The organism is Streptomyces lydicus (assembly GCF_001729485.1).
In the GTDB taxonomy this organism is placed as follows: Bacteria; Actinomycetota; Actinomycetes; order Streptomycetales; family Streptomycetaceae; genus Streptomyces; species Streptomyces lydicus_D.
Map to the genome: position 1 here is coordinate 4,080,113 of NZ_CP017157.1, position 11,726 is coordinate 4,091,838.

Annotated in this window: 12 protein-coding genes and 1 pseudogene; 11 read left to right on the plus strand and 2 right to left on the minus strand. The window is 72.9% G+C overall.

Annotation, left to right across the window (positions count from 1 at the left end; translation table 11 throughout):
- Positions 1–207 precede the first annotated feature (207 nt).
- Positions 208–1,110 carry a LysR family transcriptional regulator gene (locus tag SL103_RS17660; RefSeq protein WP_069569974.1) on the plus strand — a complete coding sequence of 301 codons (903 nt, stop codon included), beginning with the start codon at positions 208–210 and terminating at the stop codon, positions 1,108–1,110.
- 32 nt (positions 1,111–1,142) lie between these two features.
- Here the strand turns inward: SL103_RS17660 and SL103_RS17665 are convergent, their stop codons facing one another.
- Together SL103_RS17665 and SL103_RS38770 are read right to left on the minus strand one after the other, a co-directional pair.
- Positions 1,143–1,904: a maleylpyruvate isomerase family mycothiol-dependent enzyme gene (locus SL103_RS17665; RefSeq protein WP_069569975.1), complete on the minus strand. Its 762-nt coding sequence runs from the start codon at positions 1,902–1,904 to the stop codon at positions 1,143–1,145.
- 221 nt (positions 1,905–2,125) lie between these two features.
- Positions 2,126–2,499: pseudogene (locus SL103_RS38770) on the minus strand (malate synthase A); the annotation flags it as partial.
- On the opposite strand from SL103_RS38770, the gene SL103_RS36105 reads away from it, so the two are divergent.
- From SL103_RS36105 to SL103_RS17715, 10 genes are all read left to right on the plus strand, one after another.
- Positions 2,455–2,622, plus strand: coding sequence for a YkvA family protein (locus tag SL103_RS36105; RefSeq protein WP_208869891.1), 168 nt, complete (start codon positions 2,455–2,457; stop codon positions 2,620–2,622). The pseudogene SL103_RS38770 and the gene SL103_RS36105 sit on opposite strands and share 45 nt — an antisense overlap.
- 133 nt (positions 2,623–2,755) lie before the next feature.
- Positions 2,756–3,355, plus strand: coding sequence for a cation transporter (locus SL103_RS17675; RefSeq protein ID WP_069569977.1), 600 nt, complete (start codon positions 2,756–2,758; stop codon positions 3,353–3,355).
- Positions 3,356–3,764: 409 nt separating this feature from the next.
- Positions 3,765–4,706 (plus strand): ferritin family protein, encoded by a 942-nt coding sequence (locus SL103_RS17680; protein ID WP_208869892.1) that lies wholly within the window; start codon positions 3,765–3,767, stop codon positions 4,704–4,706.
- Positions 4,707–5,695: 989 nt separating this feature from the next.
- Positions 5,696–6,400 (plus strand): response regulator transcription factor, encoded by a 705-nt coding sequence (locus SL103_RS17685; protein WP_069569978.1) that lies wholly within the window; start codon positions 5,696–5,698, stop codon positions 6,398–6,400.
- Complete coding sequence (locus SL103_RS17690) at positions 6,397–7,743, plus strand: sensor histidine kinase (RefSeq protein ID WP_069569979.1); 1,347 nt, start codon at positions 6,397–6,399, stop codon at positions 7,741–7,743. Before SL103_RS17685 ends, SL103_RS17690 begins: the two co-directional genes overlap by 4 nt.
- Before the next feature lie 134 nt (positions 7,744–7,877).
- On the plus strand, positions 7,878–8,240 hold the full coding sequence (locus SL103_RS37900; protein WP_079145801.1) for a hypothetical protein: 363 nt from the start codon (positions 7,878–7,880) through the stop codon (positions 8,238–8,240).
- Positions 8,237–9,202: an FAD:protein FMN transferase gene (locus SL103_RS17700; protein WP_069569981.1), complete on the plus strand. Its 966-nt coding sequence runs from the start codon at positions 8,237–8,239 to the stop codon at positions 9,200–9,202. The genes SL103_RS37900 and SL103_RS17700 overlap by 4 nt, the downstream gene beginning before the upstream one ends.
- Positions 9,199–9,885, plus strand: coding sequence for a ferric reductase-like transmembrane domain-containing protein (locus SL103_RS17705; protein WP_069569982.1), 687 nt, complete (start codon positions 9,199–9,201; stop codon positions 9,883–9,885). Before SL103_RS17700 ends, SL103_RS17705 begins: the two co-directional genes overlap by 4 nt.
- Entirely contained in the window at positions 9,882–11,216 is a 1,335-nt protein-coding gene (locus SL103_RS17710; RefSeq protein WP_079145802.1) for an NADH-ubiquinone oxidoreductase-F iron-sulfur binding region domain-containing protein, read from the plus strand. Before SL103_RS17705 ends, SL103_RS17710 begins: the two co-directional genes overlap by 4 nt.
- Positions 11,213–11,425: a ferredoxin gene (locus SL103_RS17715; protein ID WP_069569983.1), complete on the plus strand. Its 213-nt coding sequence runs from the start codon at positions 11,213–11,215 to the stop codon at positions 11,423–11,425. The genes SL103_RS17710 and SL103_RS17715 overlap by 4 nt, the downstream gene beginning before the upstream one ends.
- Positions 11,426–11,726 lie beyond the last annotated feature (301 nt).

Below are 11,726 nucleotides of genomic sequence, written 5' to 3' on the forward strand. Positions count from 1 at the left end.
CGACAGGAGGAGTGGCGCGTGGACCACGGCATCTCCCCTCGGCGGGAAGCGGGTCGACACCCGCCGGCCGCTCAGCGCACCGCGTCCGGAACGGGTGAGCGACGGGCGGGTTGCCGCCCTGGTTGCTGCAGCAATGATCAAGCGCCCCGAGACCCAAGTCAATCAACGGATTTACTGGCATCCCCCCAAGGGATACCTTGGGTCGTCGTGACTCTTGACGATCTCCGTGTCTTCGCCGCGGTCTGTCGAGCCGGCTCACTGAGCGCGGTGGCCCGCGACTTTTCCTGCACGCAGTCGGCGGTCAGCCAGCACGTGAAGCGGCTGGAGCGGGAATTGGGCCTGAGCCTGCTGGAACGGCACACACGAGGCGTGGTGCCCACGCCGGCCGGGCACACGCTGAGCGCGGCGGTCACCGAGGGCCTGGGCAGCATCGACCACGCACTGCGCCGACTCGAAGAAGCCGCGCGCGCGGAAGGCGGATCGGTGCGGGTCACGACGGGGGCCACGACTGTCCGGCACTTCATGGCCGCGGCCGTCGTCGACTTCCGGCGGCGCTTTCCCCGGGCGAGCCTGGAGTTCCAGACCGAGACCTCCAGCCGCGGCTGCTTCGACGCGCTCGCAGCCGGCCGCGTCGACCTCGCCTGGATCACCCTGGGGCTCCCGGTCCGCGCCATCGAGCAACGTCCCGTCGTCGAAATCCCCTGGGCGCTCGCCGTCTCGGCGTCCGATCCGCTGGCGGCCAAGGCCTACGTTGAACCGGCCGACCTGCAGGACGCCCGGCTCATCGGGCTCCCGCAGAACTCCACCTCCCGCCTGCAACTCGGCGCCTGGCTCGCCGAAGCCGGGATCCGGCCGGTCTTCGACACCAGCGTCACCGACTGGGACACCGCGATCCTGCTGGCCGAACTGGGACTGGGCCTCGCCGTCGTCCCGACCCTGCCCGCCTGGAGCGGCCCCGGACACCCGGACCTGCGACTGATTCCCGTCCCCGCACTGCCCGCCCTCACCGCGGGCTGGGCGGTACGCCGCTGGGACGCCCTCTCCCCGCTGGCCCGTGCCTTCGCCGAGACCGTCGCGCACCATTGCGGCAAGCAGACCGTCCGGGAATAGCCGCGTGCCCGACGCGCCGTCAGCACCGTTCGTCAGGGCTGCGCGCGACCCCAGCCTGGTGTCGGCGGGAGCGGCCACGGCGGTGGCGTCGGCAGGTTCGGTTCCAATTCGAGGACTTCGTCCGGGCCGCGGCCGGCGAGCCAGGCGAGGAGCGCATGGCCCGGGCCGGTCGCGGTGGGGCCGGTGGGTGCGAGGGTCCAGGAACGGTCGAGGTCGGTGGCTTCGAAGCGGACCACTGGGAAGTTGTGTGCGGCCAAAGCGGCGATGGTCTCGCCGAGCGCCCAGGTGACGTAGCCGGTAGGCCAGTCGACTGTGGTGTAGCCGAGCTTCAGGTCGATGTGGTGGGTTTCGAGTTCGCGTCGGGCACGGTGGAGGGTGTACCAGGCGGGGTGTCGCCATCCCGCGAGGGCGGTGACCAGGGTGGGCCAGCGGTCGGCGGGCATCGCTGCAGCCTCGTCGAGCAGTCGGTCCAGGCTGCCGCGCAGGTCGGCGATGAGCTCGGCGGCGCAGCGACCGGCGCCGTCACGCAGCGCGTGGTCCAGGGCGGCGGCGTCGGCCCGTGTTCCGGGTTCGATGCCGGTGCGAGCCAGGGCAAGCAGCCATCGGTAGACGTCGGCGCTACGCGCCAGGTGCGTGATGACGTGCCCACGGCTCCATCCGGGAAGCACGGATGGCTCGCGGGTAGTCACGTCCGTAAGGGCGTCGAGGCCGGCAGCCAGGCGGGCGGCCGAACTGCGGACGTCGTGGAGGAGAGCGGCGATGTCGGCCGGATCGAGGTCCGTACTGGTGGTCATGGGCCAGTACGTTACGACCGGCCGGTCAGCGGGCCGATGGTCGCGATGCCCTCGGCGATGGCTCGTTCGCCCACGTCGCCGAAGTCGAGGAAGAGTTGCGCCGGCCCGGTGGCGTGCGAGGCCCGGCAGGCGCTGATGCCGTAGAGGCCGACGAACCGTTCGCGGCCGGCGGTGACGATGTGGCGTTCGTCGGCGCCCGCAGGCAGGTGGGCGACGGCGTGGAGGCCGAGCACCGCATCCCGGTCGACTGCGCGGTGCCGCAGCCACTGCCAGATCTGCGCCCGGGAGATCTCGGCGGCCGCCGCGTCCTCCATCAGCCCGTCCAGTGCCACGGCGCCGGTGCCGCGCAGCCACGCGTCGAAGTACCGCAACGCCACGGCGATGTTGGCGCGCAGGCATTCCTCGGTGGGCGGCCCGGCCCCGCGGTGCGCCGGACGGCCAGCAGCTCGTTGGCCGACACCTCGACATCGTCCCGGGTGCGGTCGATCTGGTGCGGCCGTCTGCCCAGCACACCGTCGAAGATGTTGCGGCAGAAGGGGACGAGCCCGGGGTGGGCGACCCACGTCCCGTCCCCGACTTTCTGCCCGTCATCGGCTACGCCGACGACGCCATCATCGTCGCCTTCGTCCTGCGCAGCGTCGTACGACGGGCCGGATCGAGGCGGTCCGCGGGCACTGGTCCGGCACCGACGACGGCTTCACCGCCCTCGCCCGCCTGACCGGGCTCCACCGGGCCGCCGACAGAACCGGCGCAACCACCGAGCCGGACCGGCCGTAGACCCGCACGCCTCCGCCCAGGGTCGAGGCACCCGCGACGGCGGGCCTGGCGGGCGGGTCTGGGAGAATCGCCCGGTGGCCAGCCTTCATGACACCGCCCGCCGGACCCTTCTGCGGCGCGGGTTCGCGCTGGAGTACGCCACGCTCAGCTGGAATGTGATCGGCATCCTGGTGCTCGCCGTGGCCGCGGCCTCGGCGAGGTCGGTAGCGCTGGCCGGCTTCTGTCTGGACTCCCTGATCGAGATCGGCGCTTCCGCTGTGGTCGTCTGGGAGCTGTCCGGCACTGGGAAGGCGCGCCAAAAGCGCGCTTTGAGGCTGGTCGGCGTCGGCTTCGCACTGCTGGCCTTCTACCTGGTGGCGCAGTCCACGTGGGTGCTGGCCGTCGGTTTCCGCCCGCACCCCTCGCCGTTGGGCATCGGCTGGACCGCGGTCACTGCCGCGGTGATGTTCGCCCTTGCCACAGGCAAGGCCCGTACCGGCGCAGCGCTGGACAATCCGGTGTTGAAGACTGAGGGCCGTGTGACCCTGATCGACGGGCTGCTGGCCGCCGCCGTGCTGGCCGGTCTGGTGTTCAACTCCCTTGCCGGCCTTTGGTGGGCCGACCCGCTGGCCGGGTACGTCCTCGCGTTCTACGCGGTGCGCGAGGTCAAGGAGATCTTCTTCGGCCGTCGCTGACGGCGCGGAACCCTCAGTGGTCGGAGTCGCCGGTGTCGTGATCGGTGCTGTGGCGCACGACCTTGCCGCTGGCGGCGTCGACGTCGACATCGTGGTCTTGGCCCGCCGATTCCTTGAGCGCGCCCGCCTGCTCGGTCTCAAGGAGGATGTTCCCGGCGCCTTCGCACCCTCTGCGGCCTCCCGCACGCGGCGGACGAGGTCGCCGAGAACGACCGCGGGCTCGGCCTTCACGGATCCGCTTGGAGGGGGCTTTGGCGCGCAGCGGAACCACTCACACCTGCGCGCTGTCACCGTGGGTCACAGAACGCTTCACCCGAACGCCACACCGTGATGGCCGGAGACCTCACTCGCTGGTGTGATGTTCCGGGGGCTTCTCCGGTCCGAGTCTGGTCCGAGTCTGGAGGTCCGCATGATCCGTTTCCCGAAGCGTGTCCTCTCGACGGGTGCCCTGGCCCTCGCGGTCGGCGCACCCTCGGGTGCCACCGCAGCATCCGCACCCCACGTGATCCCCGCTCTGCACGTGCAGACCCGCACCGACCTCGATGCGTCGATGCACGGTGAGGCGTACGCCTACGCCACCTACTCCCTGTTCGCAGACCAGGCACGAACCCAGGGCCTGCCCTCCGTCCAGCGGCTCTTCCAGCGCACCGCCGGGGTGGAACTGGGTGAGCACTTCGCCGAGGAGGCCAGGCTCAGCGGACTGGCCGGCAGCGACGCGGCCAACCTTCAGGCCGCCATGGCGGGCGAGGCGTACGAGTCGCGCACGATGTACCCCACCTTCGCCCGGCAGGCCCGGCAGGACGGCGACACCGCCGCCGCCGACCTCTTCTCGGAGATCGCCAAGGACGAGAAGGCCCACCACGACGCGTTCGCCAAGGCGCTGGACGTCGTCCGCACCGGCAAGGGCACCGTTCCGGCACCTCCCACCGTCAAACCCGTGACCGTCCAGGCGGGCGCGCCCAGGGTCCGCGCGGCACGGACCAGGCAGAACCTCGACACCGCGATGCATGGCGAGGCGCTGGCGTCGGCGAAATACACCCAGTTCGCCAAGGCCGCCACCGCGCACGGCAACCCGGCGCTGGCCCGCCTGTTCACCGGCTCCGCCGCCGTCGAACTACGCGAGCACTTCGCCGGTGAGGCACGACTGGCCGGCATCGTCGCACGCACCCGCCAGAACCTCACCACCGCCATCAACGGCGAACGCTACGAGTCCCGCATCATGTACCCGACCTACGCCCGCCAGGCCAGGACAGCCGGCGACATCAAGGCCGCGGAACTGTTCACCCACAACGCCACCGACGAGGCCGGCCACGCCCGCGCCTTCCAGAACGCCCGCAACCAACTCCACTGACCCGCACGACGGCGCGACGGCCGGGGCGGTTCCCTGCGAACAGGACGCACCCCGGCCGTCGGTCAGCCCTGCTGCCCCAGGCGGCGCTGCTCAGGGGTGTGCCACGCCGCCTTCGCCCCCGAGTGCCCGGCGTCGTAGGTCGTGCAGCCCGCCCCGGCCGCGACGATCAACGTCACCAACACCGCAGGAGGCAGCGAGGGGCACCGCGGCGGTCAAGCGGACCGGCCACCGTGGCGTCGCCCAGTGCCCGGCGCTCGGTGCAAGAGTGGCCGGTGCCCACCCATGAATTCGGTGAAGAACGGCGGGCGAACGCACGCTCCCACTTCTGACCACCACATCTCGTGACAAACCATTCTCAAGCAGTCATGACGCGAAACGGCGAGCCGAACGGTACGGACGAATGCGCATCCGGCAAGGAAGCACGCCGGGTTCCTGCCACGGTCACACCCCCCACGCCGGCCGACGCTGCATGTGCCTACCGGAACCCGCCCGGGGGCCGTGCGGGGGAGGCGAACCTGTCTCCCTGTATCGCGTCGCACAACGACCGCACTGCGGCCAGCATGGAACGTGTAGCGGTACGGGCAGGACGATGGGAGGCGGGCCGGTTGCGCTTTCGCCATCGCCGCGAGCAAGAGGTGCGACGGGTGCCTCGCCGCGCACACCACGGCGACGTACGGAAGGGACAACCCCGCAGGAGGCTGCCGCAGCCTTGACGATCACCCACTGCCGCACCGCCTGCAAGGACGCATCCAGTACTTAGGCTGCTCGCCGACCACAACCGTGGAAAGCCGTCGCCGACCTCGAAGTGCACTTCCCACACGTCCCATCGGCATACGTCTGCCCTATGGGCGCCCCCCACCTCGATGCCGTACAAACGTGCCGCAGCGCGATCCGGGGACGAACGGCCCTGCCGTCGCATCCAGCGCCAGAGGCAGGCTGGATGTCGGGAACAGACAGCGGTCCACCGCCAGGGAGGACAGGCATCGCGCATGAGCGCCAGGGACACCGGCGTGGCCGACGGGACACGGGTGCTGGTCGTCGAGGACGACAGGGGCATCGCGGAGTCGTTGGTGCGCGGTCTGCGGCAGGCCGGCTACGCGGTCGAGGGCGTCCGTACCGGGCGTGCGGCGCTGTCCGCGCCCAGCCCCGATGTAGTGCTGCTCGATCTGGGGCTGCCCGACGTCGACGGCGTCGAGGTGTGCCGGAGGCTGCGGGCGCGCTCGGACGCCGCGATCATCGCCGTCACCGCGCGGGGTGAGGAGGCGGACCGGGTGGTGGCCCTGGACGAGGGCGCCGACGACTACTTGGTCAAACCGTTCGGGCTGGCCGAGCTGCTCGCACGTATGCGGGCCGTGCTGCGCCGCCGGCGCCCGGCGGAACCGGAGGCCGTACGGCACGGGCCGCTCACGCTCGACCTGCGCACCCGGCAGGTCTCGGTCGACGGCCGCGTGGTCGCGCTGACGCCGAAGGAGTTCGGCATCCTGGAGTGTTTGACTGCCGACCCCGGGCGGGTGGTGAGCCGCCAGCAGATCCTGGAGCGGGCGTGGGACGCCGACTGGTACGGCCCGACCAAGGTGGTGGACGTGCATGTCGCGGCGCTGCGCCGCAAGCTCGGCGTGCCGGGGCTGATCGAGACCGTCTACGGGCACGGGTTCCGGCTCGGGGCGGTCCAGGAGCCCAGGGAACGGTCGTGACCCGCCGGATCACCTGGACGCTCCTGGTCCTGACCTCTGTGCTGCTGGTGCTGGCGGTCGTACCGCTGGCGGTGTCGATGACGGCCCGCGAGCGGGTCGCCTTCCGCGACAGCCAGCGGGCGGCCACCCGGGTGATCGCCGCGGCCGCCGAGGAACACCTCTCCGACCGCAAACCCGCCACCGCCATGCGCCAGGAGCTGGCTGCCGCGGCCCGCGCGGGGGATTGCGCAGCCGTGTACGACGCCTCCGCACGGCTGGTGGCCAGTACTCCCTGTGCGGCGGCCCAGGGCCGGGAGGCGGAGGAACTGGCGGAGGAGGTCGTGTCCGGACACGAGCCCGAGCCGCCGGAGAACGAGGGCCGGCTGCTGACCGCGGAGCCGGCCGGTGAGGTGCGCAGCCCCTCCGGCGCGGTCGTCCTGGCCCGCTCCGCGGCCCCGCTCGACGCCCGGATCGCGGCCCTCTGGGGCTGGTCCGCCGCGATCGGCGCGGCGGGGCTGGCCGCTTCCGTGGTGCTGTCCGTCCGCCTGGCCCGCTGGGTCGGCCGCCCGCTGTCGAGGCTGGACGCCAGCGCCCGGCGGCTGGGTGAGGGCGCCCTTGACGAGCGGGCCGAGGTCGGCGGCGGACCGCCGGAGGTCCGCCGGCTCGCCGCCACCTTCAACACCATGGCGGCCCGTATGGAGGCGCTGGTGCACGGTCACCGGGCGGTGCTCGCCGAGGTGTCCCACCAGTTGCGGACCCCGCTGGCCGCGCTGCGGCTGCGGCTCGATGTCCTCGCCGCCGGGGCGGAGGGCGACACCGCCCCTGAGCTGGCCTCCGCGCAGGAGGAGATCCTTCGGTTGTCCCGGCTGGTCGACGGGCTGCTCGCGGTCGCGCGCGCCGAGCAGGCGACGCCCCGGCCGGTCGCCGTCCGGGTCGACGAGGTGGTGGCCGAGCGGGTGGCGGCCTGGGCACCGGTGGCCGAGGAACGCGGCGTACGGCTGACCGCCACGCACGGACCCAGCCTGTCCGCCGCGCTCGGTGCGGGCCACCTGGAACAGGTCCTCGACAACCTCATCGCCAACGCTGTGGAGGCGGTGTCCGAGGGCGGGAGCGTGACGCTCGACCATCGGTCGGCCAAGGGTCTGGTCCGGGTGCGCGTCCGGGACGACGGCCCCGGGATGAGCGCCGAGGCGAAGGCGGTCGCCTTCCGCCGGTTCGGCAACCCGGAGGCCAAGGGCACCGGTCTGGGTCTCGCCATCGTCCACCGGCTGGTCACGGCCAACGGCGGTACGGCACGGCTGGAGGACACCCCGGGCGGCGGGCTGACCGTCGTGCTGGAACTGCCGCTGGGGCCGCAGGGCTGACGCTGCTCGGCTGCTCGGTGACCGAGATCTTTACCAGTCCTGAAAGAGACGTGAGCGAGTTTCTGGATGCCGCGGTCACAGCCTGGAAGTGCACGCAGCCGATCCCGGCCGCCGCCTCACCAGGAGCCGCTGCCATGGCACCTTCACCCGACGACTTCGACCAGCCCCTCCCTCCGGCCGGTTCCCCCCGCACACGCGAGCGCGGACTGCGACGGACCCGGCGCCTCACCCGGTGGCTCGCCGTCACCGCCGTAGCGGCGACGGCCGCCCTCGGCGGCATCTACACCCATCTGATGCCCGGGAGTTCTCCCTCCCCGGCACCGCCGGCTCCGTCCGTGCCGAGCCCGCCGACGACGTCCACCACGACCAAGGGAAACGAGGAGGGCACCTCGGACGGCGAGGGGGCAGCGCCCGTCACGAAGCCCGCGCCCAAGGCGCCGGCCCAGCCGCCCACGCCCACCCAGCAAATGCCACACACCACAACGGGGGCGTCATGACCACTGACACCCCGAAGCCGGCACCCGCCGAACTCAGCTTCCCGGCTCTCGGGACCACGGCCACGCTGCTCGTCACCGAGCCAGCTGCCCTGCCCACCGCAGAGGTGACCCTGCGTACCGAACTGGCCAGCATCGACCGTGCCTGCAGTCGCTTCCGCCACGACTCCGAACTGACCCGGGTGAACCTCAGCGCGGGCACACCGACGACGGTCAGCGCATGCTTCGCCCAGGCCCTCCTGGCCGCGCTGCGGGCCGCACAGTTCACCGACGGGGCCGTGGACCCCACCGTCGGGCAAGCGATGGCCACACTCGGCTACGACCGCACCTTCGCGTCCCTGCGCCCCGACGACGTCCATCCCCTGCCACCGCCCCAACCGGCCCCCGGATGGTGCAGGATCGCCTTCGACCCGCACACCCGACGGCTGTGCCTGCCCCCGCACACCCGTCTCGACCTGGGCGCGACCGCCAAGGCCCTCGCCGCCGACCGTGCCGCCCGCAACGCCGCCGCAGCCACCGGCTGCGGCGTTCTGGTCAGCCTCGGCGGCGACCTCGCGACGGCCGGACCGGCACCGGAAGGCGGCTGGCGGATCGCCCTTGCCGACGACCACGCCCGGCCCGCCGCGGACCACGGCCCCGCCGTCGCCATCACCGGCGGCGCACTGGCCACCTCCGGCATCCGCGTGCGCACCTGGCGACGCGCCGGTCGCACCCTGCACCACATCGTCGACCCGGCCACCGGAGAACCAGCCACCCCCGCCTGGCGCACGGTCACCGTCGCCGCGGCCACGTGCGTGGACGCCAACACCGCCAGTACGGCGGCGATCGTGCTGGGTGATCGGGCCGTCGACTGGCTGCGCGGCGCCGCGTTGCCCGCTCGCCTGGTCGGCCTCGACGGTCACGTCGTTCGCCTCGGCGGCTGGCCTCTCGACTCCAGCGCTCCCGCTCCAGGAGGCTCGCGATGACGACCCTGGCCCTCACGGGCAGCCCCCTTTGGTATGCCAGCCGTGCGGGCGGCACCCTCGCCCTGGTGCTGCTCACGGCCACCGTGGCCCTCGGCATCGCCTCCGGTGGCCGTGCCGCGCCCCACCGCATCGGCCGGTTCGAGATCGGCATGCTGCACCGCAACCTGTCCCTGCTCACGCTGGTGTTCCTCGCCGTGCACGTGGTGACGGCGGTGCTCGACCCGTTCGTCCACCTGGGGTGGGCGGTGCTGGTGGTGCCGTTCGGGGCTGCGTACCGGCCGCTCTGGCTCGGGCTGGGCACGGCCGCGTCCGACCTGCTGCTCGCGGTGCTCCTCACCAGCGCCCTGCGACAGCGTCTGCGCGTGCGCCGCTGGAAGGCCGTGCACTGGCTGGCGTACGCGGCCTGGCCACTCGCCCTCTTCCATGGCGTCGGCACCGGCACCGACACCCGGCTGACTCTGCAACTCTGGATCTACGCAGGATGCCTCGGTGCGGTGGTGGCGGCCGTGTGGTGGCGGCTGGCCAAGGCCGGCCCGGGCCGCATCACCGGGCGCCTGCTGGCCGCCGCAGCCGCAGCCGCCATACCGGTCGTGCTCGGCACGTTCCTCGCCACCGGCCCGTTGCAGCCCGGCTGGGCCCAGCGTGCGGCCGCCACCACGATCGTCCTGGGAGGTGGCCGGTGAACCCCTCAGCCACCGCGCCCCGCACGCCCTTCCGCCTCTCAATCGCCCCCGGCGACGCCCGACTTCTGGCGGACTGGTACGCCACCGGGCGCCCGGCCACCCTGCCCGACCACCTCGGGCGCCACGGGCCGCCGCCCCTCCCGGCCGCGGCCGGCAGCCGCACGTGGATGGCGCTGGTGGAGGCCGTCGAGGCGGCCGGGCTCACCGGGCGCGGCGGCGCGGGCTTCCCCACCGCCCGCAAACTGCGCGCCGTGGCAGAACGCCGCGGCCGCGCCGTGGTCGTCGTCAACGCCATGGAGAGCGAACCGGCCAGCCGCAAGGACCAGTCCCTCTGCGCCGTCGCACCCCACCTCGTGCTCGACGGCGCCGTGCTGGCCGCGGCCGCGGTCGGCGCGGACACCGTCCATGTATGCCTGCCCCGCGACCGCGCCGCCCAGTGCCAGCAGTTGGGTGCGGCCCTGGACGAGCGCCGCTGCGCCCGCCTCGACCGGGTCCGGCTGCGGCTGCACGCCCTCCCCCACACCTACGTCTCCAGCGAGTCGACCTCTTTGGTGCGCTGGCTGGGCGGTGGCCCGGCCCGCCCGCAGGGCAGCCCGCCGCGCACCCATGAGCGCGGTGTCGACCGGCGCCCCACGCTCGTGAACAACGCAGAGACGCTCGCCCACCTCGCCCTCATCGCCCGCTACGGACCCGACTGGTACCGGCAGGCAGGCACTCCGGACGAGCCCGGCACCACACTCGTCACGGTCTCCGGCGCCGTCGCCGCCCCCGGTGTCCTGGAGGTGGCGCTCGGCACGCCGATCACCACGCTCCTGGACCGTGCCGGAGGCTCCACCGAGCCCCTTCAGGCGGCCCTGCTCGGCGGTTTCGCCGGCACCTGGCTGCCGACGGCGCATCTGGACACCCCGCTCGCCCGGCGCGCCCTCGCCCCGCTGGGTGCCGCTCCCGGTGCCGGGGTCCTCATCGCGCTCCCCCGAGCAGCCTGCGCGGTGAGCGAGACGGCACGGATGCTCGGCTACCTGGCCGCCCACAGCGCCCGCCAGTGCGGCCCCTGCCGTCTCGGGCTGCCCGCCGTGGCCGAGGACTTCACCGCCCTGGCCGCCGGACGAGCCGACCCCGCCCTGCTGGCGCGCCTGCGCCGTCGCGCCGGACTGCTGCCCGGCCGCGGCGCCTGCCGCCACCCCGACGGCGCCGCCCGTCTCGCCACCTCCGCCCTACATGCCTTCGCCGACGACGTCGACCACCACCTCACCCACGGCCCCTGCGCCGCCGCCCACTTGTCATCCCGCATTCCCGTACCACCCGCAACACCTCCGGAGACATGGCGATGACCAGCACCCGAAGCCTGCGCATCGACCGCATCACCTGCACCGGCGAGGGCCTGTGCGCCGAGCTCCTGCCCGAACTGATCGACCTCGACGAATGGGGTTACCCCGTCCTGAAAGACCGGGCGGTACCCGACCAGCTGCGCACCCACGCCCGCCGGGCCGTCGCCGCGTGCCCCCGCCTGGCCCTCCACACCGACCGGGGTCGGCCATGACCAGCACGCGCAGGCACCGTCTGCACGGCCCTGAAACAGGGCGAAGATCACGCCGTCGATGACCCCGTTGGCGAGGTCGGCCAGGAGCTGACGGAACTCGGGACGCAGGACGATCCAGTCGATGGACCCGTCGGGCCGGACGACCTTGTGCTTCTTGAAAGCGGAGGTGTCGTTCTCGCGGTAGACGCGTGGGAACGGGCCCCATCGCAGGCGGGCGCGGGTGTCTTGGGCATCTTCGAGCTGGCAATCGCCACCGGCTTCGAGACCGAAGCGGCCGGAGGAGATGCGCAGGTAGGAGCCG

What these genes read in the sequence shown, in the direction of transcription:
- SL103_RS17665 (WP_069569975.1), bottom strand. Translation starts at nt 1,904, where the DNA reads ATGACCACCAGTACGGACCTCGATCCGGCCGACATCGCCGCTCTCCTC.
- SL103_RS17680 (WP_208869892.1), top strand. Translation starts at nt 3,765, where the DNA reads ATGATCCGTTTCCCGAAGCGTGTCCTCTCGACGGGTGCCCTGGCCCTC.
- SL103_RS17685 (WP_069569978.1), top strand. Translation starts at nt 5,696, where the DNA reads ATGAGCGCCAGGGACACCGGCGTGGCCGACGGGACACGGGTGCTGGTC.
- SL103_RS37900 (WP_079145801.1), top strand. Translation starts at nt 7,878, where the DNA reads ATGGCACCTTCACCCGACGACTTCGACCAGCCCCTCCCTCCGGCCGGT.
- SL103_RS17700 (WP_069569981.1), top strand. Translation starts at nt 8,237, where the DNA reads ATGACCACTGACACCCCGAAGCCGGCACCCGCCGAACTCAGCTTCCCG.
- SL103_RS17705 (WP_069569982.1), top strand. Translation starts at nt 9,199, where the DNA reads ATGACGACCCTGGCCCTCACGGGCAGCCCCCTTTGGTATGCCAGCCGT.
- SL103_RS17715 (WP_069569983.1), top strand. Translation starts at nt 11,213, where the DNA reads ATGACCAGCACCCGAAGCCTGCGCATCGACCGCATCACCTGCACCGGC.